The 17,096-nt window shown below is 72.8% G+C and carries 14 protein-coding genes; 6 read left to right on the forward strand and 8 right to left on the reverse strand.

The features are described 5' to 3' along the window. Positions 1-96: 96 nt before the first annotated feature. From KVF89_RS23210 to KVF89_RS23220, 3 genes are read right to left on the reverse strand one after another with little or no spacing between them, the layout of a single operon-like run. Positions 97-2,376 carry a DUF6493 family protein gene (locus KVF89_RS23210; RefSeq protein WP_257428944.1) on the reverse strand — a complete coding sequence of 760 codons (2,280 nt, stop codon included), beginning with the start codon at positions 2,374-2,376 and terminating at the stop codon, positions 97-99. Continuing rightward, entirely contained in the window at positions 2,373-4,919 is a 2,547-nt protein-coding gene (locus KVF89_RS23215; RefSeq protein WP_257428946.1) for a DUF6493 family protein, read from the reverse strand. The genes KVF89_RS23210 and KVF89_RS23215 overlap by 4 nt, the downstream gene beginning before the upstream one ends. Continuing rightward, the gene (locus KVF89_RS23220; RefSeq protein WP_257428948.1) at positions 4,916-6,295 is read right to left on the reverse strand and encodes an SWIM zinc finger family protein; all 1,380 of its coding nucleotides are present in this window, start codon (positions 6,293-6,295) and stop codon (positions 4,916-4,918) included. Before KVF89_RS23220 ends, KVF89_RS23215 begins: the two co-directional genes overlap by 4 nt. A gap of 125 nt (positions 6,296-6,420) precedes the next feature. Between KVF89_RS23220 and KVF89_RS23225 the strand changes: the two genes are divergently transcribed. Further along, entirely contained in the window at positions 6,421-6,903 is a 483-nt protein-coding gene (locus KVF89_RS23225) for an SRPBCC family protein (protein WP_257428949.1), read from the forward strand. 73 nt (positions 6,904-6,976) lie between these two features. Then, positions 6,977-7,945 carry an endonuclease/exonuclease/phosphatase family protein gene (locus KVF89_RS23230; protein WP_257428950.1) on the forward strand — a complete coding sequence of 323 codons (969 nt, stop codon included), beginning with the start codon at positions 6,977-6,979 and terminating at the stop codon, positions 7,943-7,945. 16 nt (positions 7,946-7,961) lie between these two features. On the opposite strand, the gene KVF89_RS23235 is transcribed toward KVF89_RS23230, so the two are convergent. The 3 genes from KVF89_RS23235 to KVF89_RS23245 form a co-directional block, all read right to left on the reverse strand. Then, positions 7,962-8,573, reverse strand: coding sequence for an AmiS/UreI family transporter (locus KVF89_RS23235; protein WP_257428952.1), 612 nt, complete (start codon positions 8,571-8,573; stop codon positions 7,962-7,964). Positions 8,574-8,636: 63 nt separating this feature from the next. Continuing rightward, entirely contained in the window at positions 8,637-9,845 is a 1,209-nt protein-coding gene (locus tag KVF89_RS23240) for an acetamidase/formamidase family protein (RefSeq protein ID WP_257428954.1), read from the reverse strand. A gap of 61 nt (positions 9,846-9,906) precedes the next feature. Beyond that, positions 9,907-10,320 (reverse strand): MarR family winged helix-turn-helix transcriptional regulator, encoded by a 414-nt coding sequence (locus KVF89_RS23245; protein WP_257428956.1) that lies wholly within the window; start codon positions 10,318-10,320, stop codon positions 9,907-9,909. A gap of 103 nt (positions 10,321-10,423) precedes the next feature. On the opposite strand from KVF89_RS23245, the gene KVF89_RS23250 reads away from it, so the two are divergent. Next, a complete protein-coding gene (locus KVF89_RS23250; RefSeq protein ID WP_257428963.1) occupies positions 10,424-11,497 on the forward strand; it encodes a substrate-binding domain-containing protein in 1,074 nt (357 codons plus the stop codon). Positions 11,498-11,561: 64 nt separating this feature from the next. Here the strand turns inward: KVF89_RS23250 and KVF89_RS23255 are convergent, their stop codons facing one another. Next, positions 11,562-12,647 (reverse strand): inositol-3-phosphate synthase, encoded by a 1,086-nt coding sequence (locus tag KVF89_RS23255; RefSeq protein WP_257428965.1) that lies wholly within the window; start codon positions 12,645-12,647, stop codon positions 11,562-11,564. Positions 12,648-12,713: 66 nt separating this feature from the next. Then, on the reverse strand, positions 12,714-13,307 hold the full coding sequence (locus KVF89_RS23260; protein ID WP_257428967.1) for a PadR family transcriptional regulator: 594 nt from the start codon (positions 13,305-13,307) through the stop codon (positions 12,714-12,716). A 106-nt stretch (positions 13,308-13,413) separates the two neighbouring features. On the opposite strand from KVF89_RS23260, the gene KVF89_RS23265 reads away from it, so the two are divergent. From KVF89_RS23265 to KVF89_RS23275, 3 genes are read left to right on the forward strand one after another with little or no spacing between them, the layout of a single operon-like run. Next, positions 13,414-14,304 (forward strand): hypothetical protein, encoded by an 891-nt coding sequence (locus tag KVF89_RS23265; RefSeq protein WP_257428968.1) that lies wholly within the window; start codon positions 13,414-13,416, stop codon positions 14,302-14,304. After that, a complete protein-coding gene (locus KVF89_RS23270) occupies positions 14,301-14,801 on the forward strand; it encodes a SigE family RNA polymerase sigma factor (RefSeq protein WP_257428970.1) in 501 nt (166 codons plus the stop codon). Before KVF89_RS23265 ends, KVF89_RS23270 begins: the two co-directional genes overlap by 4 nt. A gap of 24 nt (positions 14,802-14,825) precedes the next feature. Then, on the forward strand, positions 14,826-17,087 hold the full coding sequence (locus KVF89_RS23275) for a transglycosylase domain-containing protein (protein ID WP_257428971.1): 2,262 nt from the start codon (positions 14,826-14,828) through the stop codon (positions 17,085-17,087). Positions 17,088-17,096: the final 9 nt, after the last annotated feature.

Here is a 17,096-nt window from a genome sequence, read left to right on the forward strand (position 1 = left end):
GAGCGTCGGCAACGCAGCCAACGCGCCCGGCTGGTGGCGCGTAGCAGCGGGAAATCGGTGGATTCAGGCTGAGGCCGGATCCAGGCCGAGGCGTCGTCAGCCCCGCGCCAGCAGCGCCTTCGCGGTCTTGGCGGCCCCGGAGGACCCGGTGAACCCGGTGAGCCAGCCGCGCAGCGCCGCGTCCAGGACGGGCCGCCCGCCGCGGATCGACTCGTCGGCCAGCACGGTGAGCAGCCTGCCCATCGCCCGGTCGCTGGGATCGAGCGCCGGCAGCAGGCGGGTGAGGACGTCGACCACGACCGCGTTGCCGTGCCCGGAGATCGTGGCCGCGTCGGCGAACGACGAGGCCCAGCGGCTCAGCGTGCAGGCCGGGGCGCACGCCGCCAGCCCGACCGTGAGGCCGGTGACGTCGATCCGGGTCGGCACCGCGGCGACGAGCAGCTCCGCGGCGACTGCGCGGACCTCGGCCCGGCTCGCCGACAGGCCCAGGCCGACCAGCTGGGCGGTGACCGGGCTCCAGGAGCCGGCATGCTCGGCGAGCGCGGCCAGGACGTGGTCCTCGCCCACCGGAGTCGGCTCCTGGGCCGCCGCGTTCAGTAGGCCGATGGTCGCGGCCGCCAACGGCAGCGTGGACCTCGGGTGCAGGGTGCCGAGGGCGCGCAGCGCGACGGGCGCGATGTGGGAGAAGGGCTCCCCCGACGGGATCACGCCGGGGTCGTCGGCCGACCAGTGCCGGTCCGGCGACCCGACGATGCTCGGCCGCCACCAGGTGTGGCTGCGCTGCCGGCCACGCTCTTCATAGCTGTGGGTGCTGCTGAGCCACTCGACCCTGACCTCGGGATGGGTGGCGCCGTCCACCCGCCACCGCGCGGCGCGCTCGTCGCCCGGGAGCGGTGGCAGGCCGGCCGACTCCGTGGCCCGGTGGCGCTCGTCGTACACCTCGGGGTCGAGGCCGCCGTGGGTGTCGGTCGGCGTGGCGAGGAGGGTACGCCGTGGGGCCCGGCCCTGCAGGATGGCGGCGACCTCACGCAGCCGGGCGACGAGCAGCGGCACCGGCGAGGCCTGCTCCTCGGTCGGCAGCCACACCGGCGTGCCCTGGACGACGATCAGGCCGTCCACGACCTGATCGAACGGGGCGGCGTAGGACTGCTGCGGGAGGAAGTCGGCGTCGGGCTCCGCCACAGCCACGAGCAGGTGGGCCAGATACCGGCTCTCCGAGCTCAGCCGCTTGCGCGCCCGCTTGACCAGCGGGCCGAGCGCGGTGGCCGGGTCCGGGAGCCGCGCCAGCCAGGCCAGGGCGAGCTCCAGCTCGATCGGGTCGGCACCGTCCTCGAGCAGCGCCGCGAGCCGCTCGACGGCGTCGTCGTCGGTCCAGGGCGTCACCGCCGTGGGCTGCGGTAGCGGTGGCGCGGTCGTCGGCAGGTCGCTCGGGGACGTCGCCGCCGGAGCCGACTCGGCCGCCACCGCGGGAGCCAGCAGATCCTGGTCGGCGGCCACCAGGTCGCCGCGTCCGTGCGTCTCCAGCAGCCGCACGGCGGCCCGCTGCACGTCCGGATGCGGATGCTGCAGCGCGCCGGCGGCGGCCGTTACCGCGGGGCCGTCGCCGAGGGCGCCGAGGATCTTGAGTACGCCGGTCGCGACCGACTTGCCTCCCGTCAGCGCCGGCGCGGCGGACGCTGTGAATCCCGGCCCGTCGAGCAGCCCGGCCCGATGCAGCGCGGTGAGCTGACGTGCGGCGAGCGAGACCGTCGCCGTCACCGACGACCCCAGCAGGGACAGCAGCAGGTCCTGGTCGGCCGCCGCCTCGGCGGCACTCGGCGCGAGCTCGGCGTACAGCCGGGAGAACCACCCGGCGCGATAGCTGGAGAAGTCGCGACCCAGCGCCTGCAGGCAGCCGCGCAGCACCCGGGCCCGGTCGAGGGTGTCGTCGGCGACCAGGGTGAGCACGCTCAGCTTCCAGGAGGCGTCCTCGTGGGAGAACTTGTCGACATTGGCCAGCGAGACCTCGCCGCCGCCCTCGACCTCGAAGATCCGCCAGAAGGTCTCCTCGCGCAGCGCATCGTCGTGGCGCAGCAGGTGGTCCCGGATCCGGCCGTCGCCGCGCGCGCCCGCACCGCCGATCATCGCCAGCACGTAGTCGTCGGAGTGCTCGACCGCCAGGTCGCCGTACCGCTCGGCGAGGCGGATCGGCACGAACGTCGGCCACTGCATCCACCCCGTCGCGAGGTCGTGGATCCGCGCGGGCGAGCCGTCGACCTGCCGCATGTCCTTCTCGGCGACGGTGAGCATCGCGGCATGGATCTCGCTCAGCGTCAGCCCGCGCTCGACCAGCGAGCCGAGCGCGGCGTAGAACTCGTTCTCCCGCTGGAACCTCATCGCTCCGCCTGCTCCGCGGCCAGCACCGCCAGCTCGGTGCGCCGCGGCTGCTGGTCGCGCAACGCACGCAGTGCCGCCGCCAGCACCGTGGAGCCCTTCGCCCGCGGCGTGAGCGCATCGGGTACGGCGATCGGCGTGCCGTAGTCGGCGGCCAACCGGGCGGTCAGCTCGACCAGCTTGCTCACGGCGACGCCGTCGGCGAGGAGCGCGGCGAGGGTCAGCAGCACCCGGTGTCCGGCGAGCGCGCTGACCGTGGCGGCGTCGCTCAGCGCCTGCGTCACCCGGCCCGCGATCACGTACCCGTCGGCGAGGTGGGTCGCGATCTGCTCGGCGAACAGGTCGGGCCGCAGCAGCCCGCGCTCGGCGAGCTCGGCCACCGCCTCGGCGGCCAGCGTGCGGTGCTCAGGCGTCTTCGCCGACAGGCCGAGCGCGAGAGCGCTGAGGCCCGGCCCCGCGAGGACGTACGGCGACCGGCCCAGGGCGGCGAACAGCGGACCGATCCCGCGCACGTTGGCCACCTCGGTGGCGGCGCACAGCATCGGGTGCGCGTGGGCGGCGAGGGTGTCGGGGTTGTCGCGGAGCACCCAGGCGGTCCACTGCACGATCTGGTCGAAGCCGTCCTGCCACCGGGCAGCGTGCACGCGGTAGGTGAACTCGGCCCCCACGTCGGCGACGTCGAGGACGGCTTGTGCGAAGTCGGGGTGCTCCGGCACCGGCACCGGCTCGGCGGGGAGCCAGCCCGGTCGCCGGCCGCCGCCGACCACCGGGTCGTGGCCCCATGGTCCGGGGCCGGGCCTGAGCAGCACGCGCCGCCAGGCCACGACCTGTCGCTCGGGCGGCGTGCGGCGGGCCGTCTCGGTGTGGCCGGAGCACCCGCCCAGCCGGCCCTGGGTCATGGCCTGCGCGAAGAGCGCCTCCGGGGCGTGGGTGGGGATGAACCGGCGGCCACTGCGCACCGTCCAGGTGTCGACGAGCTCCTCCTCCCCGGTGTCGCCGAGCTGATAGCTGTCGAGGGTGTGCTCCTCGACCACGACGTCGTCGGGGACCGGCTCGCCGGCGCGCAGCATCACCCGCTGCTCGAAGCCGGCGAAGTCCACGATCGGGGGTGATTCCCCCGACCGGGCCAGCAGGATCGCGGCGACGTGGCGGCGGGGCGAGGCGATGTCCGGGGTCCAGGGATCGACGACGACGGCCAGCACCGCCCGCGCACGGTCGAGGAGGGCGTCCGGGAGCTCACCGGGTGCGGTCGTGTCGAGCGCCTCGACGAGGCGGGGCAGGTCCGCCCCGTCGCCGACGCCCTCGAGCTGCTCGGCGAGCAGGTCGGCGAGCTCGTCGCGGTCCAGGGCCGTGGGCGCGGGCCAGCTGACCGGGAGGTCGGTCCCCCGCGGCGGCGGTACGACGACCGGCGTACCGCTCCGGTCGTCGGCTCCTTCCGCGTTGGCCCCGTCGGCGGCCTCGGTGAGCACCAACCGACGTGCGGCCGGCACCAGGTCGCTGGGCAGCTCGGCGACCACCTCCGCGACCGCGTCGCTGACCCGGGCGGCCAGGTCCGGGTGGGTCTTCACCAGCGCGGCGAGCAGTCCGAGCTGGGTCTTGCGCAGCTTCTTCTCGGTGCGCCGCAGGACGGCGGCCGAGGCGTCGACCAGCGCGGTGGCGTCGAGGGTCGTCAGCTCGGCCCGGGTGAACAGCTCCTGGGCCAGGCCGACGGCGGTGCCGGGCTGGGTCTGCAGCACGGCCAGGCAGGTCGCCGCCCGCTCCCCGATCTCGGCGGCGGTCGGGTCCAGCAGCCGGTGCACCTGGAGGTACCAGCGCACCGAGCGGGCCGGGAAGTCGCGCAGCAGCGCACCCAGGCTGGCGTCGAGGAGCCGGGCGCGGGTCTCGGGATCGGCGGCGAGGGTCGCGATCGCGGTGTCCCACTGGCCGCCCTCCTGATCAGTCAGGAAGTGGTTCTCGCCGATGCCCTCGGTCTCGAAGAGGTGCCACAGGCTCTCGTCGTGACAGCGCGGCCAGGTCGCTATCCGGCCGGCGACGTCGGTCTCGGGCTGGTAGCAGTCGTCCGTGCTGTCGACCCGGGTCAGCTCCTGGACCATGAAGCGCAGGTACTCCACCGACCGCGGCAGCACCCGGCCGGTCGCCACGATCCCGACCACCAGCGCCTGCTTCAGGGCGTAGGAGCGCCACCAGCAGTCGGCGACCCGCTCGACCAGGTCGAGCAGGAAGGCGTCGTCCCGGTCCGCGACCGCCGCCATCAGCTGGTCGGTGAGCACGCCGGCCCGCGCGTCGTACGTCGGCCCGAACCCCTCGCCGGTGGAGATCGTGTCCACGATCAGCTTCGCGCTGCCGAGGCCGCCCAGTGCCAGGCAGGCCCGCGGCGTCGGTCCCTCAGCCAGGAACCAGCGGCTCGGCGGCCGGCTCCGGGCCAGCGTCTTGCGGTCGGCCTCGCTCGCGCCGGCCAGTGCGGTGCGCAGCGCGGCCAGGGCCTCGGCGCCGTGGCTGTCCGCGGCCGTCTTGAGCAGCGCGCGCCGTTCGGCCACGGTCGTCATGACGACTCCCGTCCGGCGACGATCCGCGCGGCCAGCACGTGCTTGCAGGGGCCGTGCGAGCCGCGGTACTTGGCGAACCACGGGCAGGTGCAGCGGTCCGGGTCGTCCGTCAGCCGCACGGTGTACGTCGTCGCGCCGGACCGGACCTCGAAGCCGCCCTCACGTCGGGTCACCGCCCCGGCGTCGACCAGGCCGTGGGCGTCGGCCAGCCGTGGATGCAGCCGGCCGAGCGCGTCGGTCGCCACCGGCAGGGGCCGGTGGAAGTAGGCCCCGGCGCCGAGGTCGAAACCGACCTGGCCCGACGAGGCGAGCACGCCGAGCGCGCCGCAGACCCGGTCGGGGCTCAGTGCCGCCTCCGCGCCGAGCCGGTCGACGTCGATGCGCGGGTCGAAGGCCAACAGCGCGGAGAGCAGGTCGGCGTCGTCGGTGACGTCGTCGCCGACCAGGGCATGGAGCACCGAGCCCTCGCCGGAGAACCCCCGCGACTTCTCCGGGCTGAGCGCGACGGTCACGCTGCCGCCGGGCAGGTCGAGCACCCAGCCGGACGGCAGTGGCGGCGAGCCGGGGGCCGCGTCGGCGCCGTACGCCCGCAGGCCGGTGGCGAAGCGGACCAGCGGTTCGAGCACCCGCAGCCGCTCGGGTCCCGCCACGCACACCGCTCCGGGCGTCGGACGCGACGCGAGGCGCAGCGAGCGGACCGCCGGCGTCGCCCACATGACCGTCCGGGTGGCCGAGCTCTTCGGCAGGGACTGGACGAAGCGGCGCAGGTCGGCGGGCCCGAGGGCGTGCCGCAGTCGCATCCCCGCGCCCAGCAGCTGGGTCTCCGCGAAGCCCTTGAGCCACCGGTTCGGCAGCGGCACCCGCTCCTCGACCGTCTCCGCGTCGAGCGTCGTGACCCGCAGCTCGGCGCCGACCCCGAGGTGCAACGGCTCGGCAGGGCGCAGTCCCGCGAGCGCCTGGCGCAGCGGCGGGTTCACGTCGACATTGGTCACGCCGGTGGCGTGGTGCTCGGCGTCCAGGGCGCCGCTGTCGACGTCCAGGCGGGCGTAGACGCCGCAGCAGGCGCTGAACGACTCGAACCGGAGCCCCTCGGGGGTTGAGGTCACGACCGGGTCCGCCGCGCGCAGGAGCGCGGCGAGCATGCCCGGCGGGACGTAGTACCTGGTCCGGGCGACCCGGGCCACGACGAGCAGCGCCGCGGCCACCACGTCGGGATGCTCGACGAAGCCGGAGAAGAAGAAGGGGTGCGCGACGGGGACCAGGTCGCGTCGTACGCCGCGCAGGCCGCCGCTGGTCGCCAGGGTCAGCGTCGAGCCCTCGGCCCGCGGCTCGAGGCGGGATCCGCCTGCGTAGGAGTACGTCACCGAGTCGGCCACGGAGCAGACGCTAACAATGGTTCATCAACTCCCGTCGGCGGCGGTGAGCGGGGTCACATACCGCCGGTCTGCTACCTGCGGGTAGGTTGCCGGGAACCACCCTGTTCCCTCCGGAAGGCACCGCCATGGCCGACACCTACGAGAAGCTCCTCGAGGACTCCATCGAGATCGCCGCGCCCACCGACAAGGTGTGGAGCCTGGTGACCGACATCCCGGCCATGGCCAAGCGCAGCCCGCAGGTCGTGAAGTCGACCGTCAAGGGCGGCGTGGTCAAGCAGGGCGCGGTCTTCAGCAACCTCAACAAGCAGGGCATCAAGCGGTGGCCGACCGGGGGCAAGGTCGTCCGGTTCCAGCCGCCGACCGGCTCGACCCCCGGCGACTTCGCCTTCCGGATCCGCGAGAACCGGACCGTCTGGTCCTTCCAGCTCGAGCCCACCGAGGGCGGCGGCACCCGGCTGACCGAGCGCCGGGAGACGCCGGACGGCGTCTCCGGGGTCTCGATGGTGCTGACCAAGCTGGTGCTCGGCGGTCAGCGGCCGTTCACCGACGAGCTGCGCCGGGGCATCCGGCAGACCCTCGAGCGGATCAAGGCCGAGGCCGAGGCCTGAGCCGATCCGCCGTACCGCCGGCGTCGCCCGGCCCGGCTGCTGAGGCCGGCCGGGCTCCCGGTTCAATAGGCGCGTGACCGAGGGCAGCCGCGCGACGAGGCTCGCGACCGTCGCGGTGGCGCTCGTCGTGCTCGTCGCGGTGGCGGTGGTGCTGCTGCTCCAGGACCCGAGCGGTCCGCCGACCGGAGGACCGGGCGAGCCGACCACGGCCCCGACCACGGTCCCGCCCCCGCCGTCCTCGGGCGCGACGCCGACCCGGACCGAGCCGCCGCCCCCCACGCCGACGCCCACGGTGCCGCCGACCTGCCCGACCCCGGCGCCGCTGCAGCTGACGGTGCTGACGTTCAACATCCACTTCGGCACCGGACACGACGGCCGGGTCCAGCTGGACCGGATCGCCGAGGAGATCACCACCTGGCAGCCGGACGTCGTACTGCTGCAGGAGGTCGACAAGGGGCGCCCGGTCAGCGGCAACCTGGACCAGGCCGCCGTCCTCGGCCAGAGGACCGGCCTCCACCACGCGTACGGCGGCAACTCGCGCAACACCGGCGCCGGACCCCGGGGCAATGCGATCCTGTCCCGGTTCCCGATCACCGCGTCGGGCAACACGCACCTCCCGATGGCGGGCGGACGCGAGCTGCGCGGCCTGCTGCACGCCCAGGTCGACGTCGGCGGGGTTCCGGTCAGCGTGTACGCCACCCACTTCGACCACCGCTCCCGACGGGCCCGGACGGTGGCGGCGAGGACGGTCGTGCAGCTGATGGCGGCCGACCCGCTGCCCAAGCTGTTCGGCGGGGACCTCAACACCGGACCGGACGCCCGCGCGATCACGATCCTGCGCCGTTCGGGCCTCGGCGACGCCTGGGCCGTCGGCAAGGGCAAGGGCGCCACGGTGCCGGCCGACCGCCCCGGCAGCCGGATCGACTTCATCCTCCACGACGGCTGGTTCACGCCGCTCCAGGCCGAGGTGCTCTTCTCCGCCGTGTCCGACCACCGCCCGGTGTGGACCCGGATGCAGCTCCAGCCGCCGCCCGCCTGCTGACGGTCGGCGCCGATCCTCAGGCCGCGGCGGGGACCAGGCGCGCCCGCAGCGGGGCGGACCACCGCCGGACGAGGGCCACGAGCACGGTGCCGCCGACGAGGCCGCCGAGGGCGACCGCCCACGACTCCTCGATGCCGTCGTGGAGGAGCAGCCACGCCGGCAGCGCGGCGGTGAGCACGCCCTCGACGGCGGCGAGCGCCCCGGTGATCGGGCCGAGCCCGGTCCGATCGAGGCCGAGCAGCAGGAAGAACAGGGTCCACAGGACCGCCCAGGACAGCCAGATCACGCCGAAGACGGGAGCGTCGGCACGCAGGCTGTCGATCCCGTGGCCGGCCGCGAAGACCGCCACGAACAGCGAGAACCAGCCGAGTCCGTGCCCGGGCAGGTCGGCCAGGGCGTTGATGCCGACCCACAGGTAGGTGAAGCCGAACAGGTACAGCGCCGAGGCGCCGAGGATCGCCTGCGGGTCGCCGCCCGAGGTCATCACGAGGTACGTCGGCGTGATGACCTGCATCGCGCCGACGAACAGGTTCAGGGGCGCCGCGGCGCGCGGGGTCAGCCAGCCCAGCAGCATGACGCCGTTCACGATGAGGACCGCGCCGACGTAGAAGAGCCCGATGTTGCTCATGGACTTCTCACCTTTCGAGAGCGTCGCCGCCCGCCCGGCGCGGGCGGGCGGCGACGGGGTCGGTCACTTCGGCTGCGGCAGGATGTCCTGGTCGAAGATGTCGAGCGGGATCTTCAGGACCACGGCGGCGTTGGGGATGTCCACGACACCGCCGACGTGCATCTCGCAGGGAGCGACCGAGATGATCGTGTAGGCCTGCTCGGGGCTGTAGCCGAACTTCCCGAGGTACTCGATCGCCTGCTCCACGACCTGCGTCACCGCCATGGTCGTGTCGAGGTAGCGCTGCTCCTTGCCGCCGGCGGACAGCCCGGTGAAGGACAGGTACCGGGTGCCGAACTGCGGGTCCACCGGCGAGGGGCGGAACATCGGCGTGCGGACGCCGTAGCGCGCCATGCCGTCCTTGATCACCCCGAAGCGGTACCAGCCGACGCCGTCCATCTCGATGGCGTTCCAGGTGATCTCGCCGTCGCCCTCGGAGAAGTGGAAGTCGCCGCTGGAGAAGAGCGCGCCGTCGACGAACACCGGGAAGTAGACCCGCGAGCCCCGGGAGAGGTTCTTGATGTCCATGTTGCCGCCGTTCTCGCGGGGCGGGATGGTGCGCGCGGCCGTCTCGGCGACCCGGGCCCACTCCTCCCCCTCGAGGTCGCGGAGCACCGCGGTGTCCCGCGCGTCGGCACGCGGCGCGGCGAGACCGTCGGCGATGAACGGGTCCTCGCGCTCGTTCCAGGTGCGCAGCAGGTCGTGCGACGGCGCGACGCCGATGATGCCGGGGTGGCTGATCGCCGGGATCTCGACGCCGGGGATCTGCCGACTCGTGGCGAACAGGCCGTGCAGGTCCCACACCGTCTTGTAGCCGTCGGGGAAGGACGACGCCAGCGGCCCGCCCATGCCGGGCAGGATGTTGGAGTAGCCGATGCCCGAGAGCGGCTGGACGTCGAGGATGTCGACGACCAGCAGGTCGCCGGCCTTGACGCCGTCGACCTTCACCGGCCCGGTCAGCGGGTGGGTGCGGGTCAGGTCGAAGGTGTGGATGTCCTGGTCGTCGTCGACGTCGCGGAGCTGGTAGTCGTCGTACCCCCCGCTCTCGAGGATCAGCTCGTCGCCGAGGCCGACCTCGATGAGGGGCGGGATGTCGGGGTGCCAGCGGTTGTGGCCGAGGTGCTTCTGCTCGGCGAGCGGCACGCCGACCTCGCAGCGGAACCGCTGGATGCCGAGGTCGCGGTCGGGGAACCGGGATACGCCGGACCGGGTGAAGTCGGTGCTGTCGGACATGGACTCATGCCTCCGTTCGTCGGGGGTGACGTGGAGCACATTACTTCCATTTGGAATTAAATCAAGAGGTGCGGGTCAGCAGCCCGCGCAGCGCCTCCCGCTCCCAGTCCGCGAGCTCGGTGAGCTCGGCGGCGATCGCGTCCTGCACGCGGACGCACTGGTCGTCGTACGTCGCCCGGCCCCGGTCGGTGAGCTGGACCAGCACCCGACGCCGGTCCAGCCCGTCGAGGGCCCGGTGCACCAGCGCGTGGTCGACCAGCCGGTCGACGCTGCGCGTCAGCGTCGGTGCGGGCAGGCCGACGGCCTGGGCGAGATCGGTCATCGTCTGTCCGTCGGGCCGCGCGTGCAGTGCGGTGAGCACCAGCCAGTGCGGGGTCTTGAGGGGCGTGCCCGCGAGCGCGGCGCCGATCGCGCGCTCCAGCCGCGACGCGCGGCCGATGAGCAGGACGGCCAGCTCCCCGTGCCCGGTCGTCATCGGTGCCTCCTGCATCCCTTGACCCGTCCGATGTCGCGCTCCATACTCCCAGAATATTCCATTCGGTGATATCGGCGCGGGTTGGCCGGAAGAGGGGTGCGGTGTGGACGCGTTCCGCGTCGGGCTGGCGATCCCGCTGCAGGGGCCGGGCGGGATCTTCGGGCCGTCGTGCGAGAAGGTCGCCGATCTCGCCATCGCGCAGCTCAACCAGCGCGCCGGCATCCTCGGGCGACCCGTCGACGTCGAGGTGCTCGACGCCGGCGCGTCGCTCGAGCAGTTCTGCGACAGCACCGCGGCGGCGGTCGCCGCCGGCCGGATCCATGCGGTCGTCGGCTGGCACATCTCCTCGGTGCGCCAGCACATGGCGCCGGTGCTGGCCGGGCTCGGCGTGCCGTACGTCTACACCTCGCTGCACGAGGGCGCCGGCCAGGAGGCGGTGCTCTGCCCCGGGGAGACGCCCTCCCTCCAGGTCGCGCCGGGGCTGAGCTGGCTGCGCGAGCACCTCGGCATCCGCCGCTGGTCGGTCGTCGGCGCCGACTACGTATGGCCGCGCCGCACCCTGCGGGCGATCCGGGCCTACGCCCGGGCCACCGGCCTGGACATCGTGCACGAGCAGTTCGTCCGCTACGGGTGCCGCGACTTCCGCGGCGTCCTCCGGGACGTGCGGGGCAGCAGCGCGCAGGGCGTGATCATGCTGCTCGTGGGGCGCGACGCCGTGCTGTTCAACCGGCAGTTCGCGGCCGGTGGCCTGCAGGACGGGCTGGTCCGGTTCAGCCCGCTCATGGAGGAGAACATGCTCCTCGCCTCCGGTGCCGGCGCCACCCGCGACCTCTACGTCGCGGCGGCCTACTTCAACAGCCTGGTCACCTCGTCGGCGATCGACTTCACCGGCTCCTACGCCGACCGGTTCGGCCCCGGCGCCCCGGCGCTCAACAACGCCGCCGAGTCCTGCTACGAGGGCATCCTCGCGCTCGCCGCGGCGGCCAGCGCGGTCGGCAGCGCCGACCCGGCCCGGATGCTCGCGGCCATCGAGGAGCGCGGCGTCACCTACGACGGACCGCGGGGCACGGTCCGCCTCGGCGCCGGGTCGTCGTACCAGCAGGTGCACATCGCGCGGGCCGAGGACTACGAGTTCGACGTGCTGGGTCCGCTCGCGCAGGACACCCTGGCCGGCTGAGCGCCTCCGGACGCGACGAGACCCCGCACCCGAGAGCGGGTGCGGGGTCTCGCGTGAACTGGTCTCAGACGCCCTTGATGAAGGCCTCGAGCTGGACGCGGCCCTCGGTGTCCTCGATCTGCACCGGCGGGCTCTTCATGAGGTACGCCGAGGCGGGGATGATCGGGCCGCCGACGCCGCGGTCCTTGGCGATCTTCGCGGCCCGGACGGCGTCGATGATGATGCCGGCCGAGTTCGGGGAGTCCCAGACCTCGAGCTTGTACTCGAGGTTGAGCGGGACGTCGCCGAACGCGCGACCCTCGAGGCGGACGTAGGCCCACTTGCGGTCGTCGAGCCACGCGACGTAGTCGGACGGGCCGATGTGGACGTTGCGGTCGTCGGCGCCGACGTTGGCCAGCGAGCCGTTGAGGTTCGAGGTGACGGCCTGGGTCTTGGAGACCTTCTTGGACTCCAGGCGCTCGCGCTCGAGCATGTTCTTGAAGTCCATGTTGCCGCCGACGTTGAGCTGGTAGGTGCGGTCCAGCGCGACGCCACGGTCCTCGAACAGCTTCGCCATCACGCGGTGGGTGATGGTGGCGCCGACCTGCGACTTGATGTCGTCGCCGACGATCGGGACGCCGGCGTCCTCGAACTTCTTGGCCCACACCGGGTCGGAGGCGATGAAGACGGGCAGCGCGTTGACGAAGGCCACGCCGGCGTCGATCGCGCACTGCGCGTAGAACTTGTCGGCCTCCTCGGAGCCCACCGGCAGGTAGGACACCAGGACGTCGACCTCGGCGTCCTTGAGCGCCTGGACGACGTCGACCGGGTCGGCGCCGGACTCCTCGATGGTCATCCGGTAGTACTTGCCCAGACCGTCGAGGGTCGGGCCGCGCTGCACCTCGACCCCGAGGGTGGGGACGTCGGCGATCTTGATGGTGTTGTTCTCCGAGGCGTTGATGGCCTCGGACAGGTCCTTGCCGACCTTCTTGTCGTCGACGTCGAACGCGGCGACGAACTGGACGTCGCCGACGTGGTACTCGCCGAACTGGACGTGCATGAGCCCCGGGACGGTGCTCGCGGCATCGGCGCCCCGGTAGTACTGCACGCCCTGGATGAGGGACGTGGCGCAGTTGCCCACGCCGGCGATCGCTACTCGAACCGAACCCATGGGGTTACCTTCCTTGCTACTCATGACATCTCGTGAATGATCAGGTGCTGACCTGAACCGCGGTGGTCAGGACGGAGCCGACGGTGCTGCTGTGGTCGGCGTCTCCGGTCCGGGTGTTGCCTGTTGCACGCTGCGTTCGGCGTTGATGAGCTCCGAGAGCCAACGGACCTCACGCTCGACCGACTCCACTCCGTGACGCTGCAGCTCGGCGGCGTACCGGTCGGCCTCGGCCTGCGTCATGGCCAGCTCGCGCTGGACGCGGTCGAGCCGCTCCTGGAGCCGCGAGCGACGTCCTTCGAGGACGCGCAGCCGGATCTCCATGTCGGTGGAGGAGAAGAACCGGAACCGGATGTCGAAGTTGTCGTCCTCCCAAGCGGTCGGACCCACCTCCGACATCAGGCGCGAGAACTCCTCGGTGCCCAGGTCGGTCACCTGGTAGACGATCCGCTGCCGACGGGACTGGGGTCCCGAGGGCACGGTCTCCTCGATGAGGTTGCCGCGGAGCATCTTCTTCAGCGCGGGATAGAGCGAGCCGTACGACAGCAGGCGGCCCCAGCCCAGCATCAGGTTGAGCCGCTTGCGCAGCTCGTAGCCGTGCATGGGTCCCTCGTGCAGCAGTCCGAGGACTGCGAGCTCGATGGTGTCCCCGCGCCGTGCCATGCGACCTATCGTAGCGATATATCCGCGGGACGTGAACTCCCGATGGATCGGGGGTGTCGAACGGTCGTCCGGGCAACCGATCACCGGGTTCCTACGTAGGAGGGTCATGAGCACCGACGTGGAGGACGAGATCGCCACCGCCCTCGAGACGGGGTACGCCGACGAGCCCGCGCTGCGCGCGCCGGCCGACTACGTCGCGGACGGGCGGCGGCGCCTCCGCAACCGCCGCCTCGGCACGGGGGGCGCGGCCGCCCTGGTCGTGGCCGCGGCCCTGGCGGTCGCGCTGCTCCCCCAGGGCGGTGCGTCGCGCACCACCCCGGACCGCGCCCCCGTGGTGCAGGCGCCGACCCCGGCCACCCCGGCCGCCTCGGCGACCGCGACGGCCCCGGAGAGCACCGAGGCGCCTCCCGAGAGGATCTCCGACGTCCTCGTGCGCGGCCAGCACGCCGGGTACGACGGTCGGGGCCGGCTCGTGCTCCGCCCGGGGTGGCGGGTCGTGCGGGAGGTGCCGAACCCGTTGCGCAAGGTCGCGCCGGAGGCCTCGGCCGGGCTCGTGGTCACCGACGGGAGGCAGACGTACTGGTACCTGCTCGACCACAGCCGGAACGGGGGTGGTGCCTCGTGGGACCCGGCGAGCAAGGCCTACGCCCGCTTCGAGGAGTGGCTCGACGTCATGGTCGGCCTGCAGCGCGGCACCGAGCCGGCGGCGTACGTCGCCTTCGCCGCCTCGGGTGACCTGCTCGAGCCGGGGGTGGGCGTCCGGATCCTCGGGCAGTGGCCCGGCCCGGACCTGCCCGGCTTCGCCGCGCCCGGGGAGGACAGCGCACTCGCGAAGGTCGTGGTCGACGGGCGCACCTTCTTCGTGCTGGCCCGGCGCTCGCCCGGCGGGCCGACCGACAGCATCCCGTTCGACGCCGCGCTGCTCCCCGAGCCCACGCGCGAGGCGTTCCTCGCCCACGCACGCGAGGCCTACGCCTCCGGCGAGGGGCTGAGGTGAGCGCCCGACAGGAGCGCGACGCCGCCTTCACCGCGTTCGTGGAGGCGCACCAGGTTCGGCTGCGCCGGATCGCGTACGCCGTGTGCGGCGACTGGAACCGCGCCGAGGACGTGCTCCAGACCGCCCTGGCGAAGCTCTACGTGAGCTGGCACCGGGTGCACCGCAGCGGCACCGAGCTGGCCTACGTCCGCCGCATCATCGTGAACGCCGACGTCGACGAGCGGCGCCGGCCGTGGCGCCGGGAGCGACCCGGGCTCGACGGCCACGACCCGGCGGCCCGGGCCGGCCTGGCCCCCGACGAGCGCACCGACCTGCTCGCCGCGATCCGGGCGCTGCCCCCGCTCCAGCGCCGCGTCGTCGTGCTGCGTCACTGGCTCGGTCTGTCGGTCAAGGAGACCGCGGTCGAGCTCCGGATCGCCGAGGGCACGGTCAAGAGCCAGTCGTCGCGTGCCCTGGCGACCCTGCGGGAGCAGATCGCCGGAAATCGGGTCGGCTGACCAGGGCGCCGTACCCTGTCCTGCGTGGTTCAGGGAAAACGGAAGTCCGCAGCGAGCTCCGCGGGGTCGAAGGGCCGCTCGAAGTCGCGCCCGAAGGACCGCACGCCGCGGACCTGGAAGCAGCGCCTCAAGCGGTACACGCTGTGGGGCCTCGTCGCCTGCGTGGTGATGGGCCTCCTCGGTGCCGCCGGCTTCTTCGTGGCCTACCGCTCGATCGACATCCCCGACCCGAACGCCGAGTTCCTCACCGAGACCACCCAGGTCTACTACTCCGACGGCAAGGGCCAGCTGGGCCAGTTCGCCGTCCAGCGGCGTGACTCGATCGACTACGACGAGATGCCGCAGTACGTGAAGGACGGCGTCGTCGCGGCGGAGAACCGGACCTTCTGGACCGACAACGGCATCGACCCCAAGGGCATCCTCAGCGCGGCGTTCAGCAACGCCCAGGGCAACACCACCCGCGGCGCGTCGACCATCACCCAGCAGTACGTCAAGATCCTCTACCTCACCCAGGAACGCACCTGGAAGCGGAAGCTCAAGGAAGCGATCCTCTCGCTCAAGGTGAAGAACCAGCTGAGCAAGCAGGAGGTGCTGGAGGGCTACCTCAACACCGTCTACTTCGGGCGCGGCGCGTACGGCATCCAGGCCGCCTCGAAGGCCTACTTCGCCAAGGACGCGGCGGACCTGAACCTCAAGCAGTCCGCCGCCCTGGTCGCGATCCTCAACAACCCCAACGGGCTCGACCCCGACGACGGCGAGGAGACCGCCCAGCGCCTGCTCGGGCGCTACCAGTACGTGCTCGACTCGATGGAGGAGATGGACACGGCCCCCGCCGGCGAGGTCTCGCAGGCGCGTGCGGCGCTGCCGAAGTTCCCGGAGATCAAGCAGAGCGAGCAGTACGGCGGCCAGCGGGGCCACGCGCTGACCATGGTCCGCAAGGAGCTGCTCCGCATGGGCTTCTCGGAGCAGGAGATCGACGGTGGCGGCCTCCAGGTCACCACGACGTTCACCAAGAAGGCGATGTCGGCGGCCGCCCAGGGCGCGGCCGAGCAGCGGCCCGAGGGGTTCAGCCCCAAGGACCTCCACGTCGCGGTCGCCTCCGTCGAGCCCGGCACCGGCGCGGTGCGCGGCTTCTACGGCGGTCAGGACTACCTCCAGTCGCAGATCAACTGGGCGGTGGCGGGTGGCCAGGCCGGCTCGACCTTCAAGCCGTTCGCGCTCGCGGCCGGCATCGAGTCGGGCTTCGAGCTCAAGGACACCTTCGACGGCAACTCGCCGTACGACCTGCCCGGCGGCGGTCGCCCGATCGAGAACCAGGGCAACAGCAGCTACGGGCGGGTCGACCTGATCCGGGCCACCGAGGACTCGATCAACACCGCCTACATCGACCTGACCCTGGCGATGCCCGACGGGCCGACCCAGATCATCGAGACCGCCAACGCCATGGGCATCCCGCCGGACAAGGCGGCGCCCAAGCCGTACGGCATCCCGACCTCCAGCCCGGGCCTGCAGGCCAACACCGGCGTCTCGCTGGGGTCGCAGACGGTCAGCCCGATCAACATGGCCAACGGCTACGCGACCATCGCCAACCGCGGTGTCGCCGCCGACGCCTACATCATCGAGAAGGTCGTCGACCGCGACGGCATCGAGCGCTACGACCACGGCAAGATCAAGGGCACCACGCACCGGGCGATCGAGGAGGGCATCGCCGACGACGTGGGCTACGCCCTCCAGCAGGTCGTCCGCTCCGGCTCCGGTACGTCGGCGCTGGGCCTGCGGCGTCCGGTCGGCGGCAAGACGGGAACGGCCACCAACGGCCTCGGCGAGGTGTCCTCGGCCTGGTTCGTCGGCTACACGCCGCAGCTGTCGACCGCGGTGATGTACGTGCGCGGCAAGGGCAACGAGCAGCTCAAGGACTGGCTGCCGTCGTACTTCGGTGGCGCCTATCCGGCCGACACCTGGACGGCCGTGATGACCCGCGCGCTCGAGGGCGAGGACGTCGAGGACCTGCCGTCCGCGGCCTGGGTCGACGGCGAGGCGCCGTCCGACGGGCACGACAAGCTGCCGCCCCCGCCGCCGCCGAAGCCGAAGCCGACCAAGAAGCCGAAGAAGGAGAAGAAGCAGGAGCTCCCGACGGAGCAGCCGCCTCCTCCCCCGCCGACGACGGAGATCCCGGTGCCGCCGACCACGCCGCCCCCGTCGACGCCTCCTCCGGTGACCACGCCACCGACCGGTGGTCCGACGCTCCAGCCGGGACAGGGCGGCGGTCGCCCGCGCGCCCGCTGACCCGGTGAG

It is taken from the genome of Nocardioides carbamazepini, from assembly GCF_024614185.1.
Taxonomy (GTDB): Bacteria; Actinomycetota; Actinomycetes; order Propionibacteriales; family Nocardioidaceae; genus Nocardioides; species Nocardioides carbamazepini.

What these genes read in the sequence shown, in the direction of transcription:
- KVF89_RS23265 (WP_257428968.1), top strand. Translation starts at nt 13,414, where the DNA reads ATGAGCACCGACGTGGAGGACGAGATCGCCACCGCCCTCGAGACGGGG.
- KVF89_RS23210 (WP_257428944.1), bottom strand. Translation starts at nt 2,376, where the DNA reads ATGAGGTTCCAGCGGGAGAACGAGTTCTACGCCGCGCTCGGCTCGCTG.
- KVF89_RS23215 (WP_257428946.1), bottom strand. Translation starts at nt 4,919, where the DNA reads ATGACGACCGTGGCCGAACGGCGCGCGCTGCTCAAGACGGCCGCGGAC.
- KVF89_RS23260 (WP_257428967.1), bottom strand. Translation starts at nt 13,307, where the DNA reads ATGGCACGGCGCGGGGACACCATCGAGCTCGCAGTCCTCGGACTGCTG.
- KVF89_RS23240 (WP_257428954.1), bottom strand. Translation starts at nt 9,845, where the DNA reads ATGTCCGACAGCACCGACTTCACCCGGTCCGGCGTATCCCGGTTCCCC.
- KVF89_RS23255 (WP_257428965.1), bottom strand. Translation starts at nt 12,647, where the DNA reads ATGGGTTCGGTTCGAGTAGCGATCGCCGGCGTGGGCAACTGCGCCACG.
- KVF89_RS23235 (WP_257428952.1), bottom strand. Translation starts at nt 8,573, where the DNA reads ATGAGCAACATCGGGCTCTTCTACGTCGGCGCGGTCCTCATCGTGAAC.
- KVF89_RS23225 (WP_257428949.1), top strand. Translation starts at nt 6,421, where the DNA reads ATGGCCGACACCTACGAGAAGCTCCTCGAGGACTCCATCGAGATCGCC.
- KVF89_RS23245 (WP_257428956.1), bottom strand. Translation starts at nt 10,320, where the DNA reads ATGACGACCGGGCACGGGGAGCTGGCCGTCCTGCTCATCGGCCGCGCG.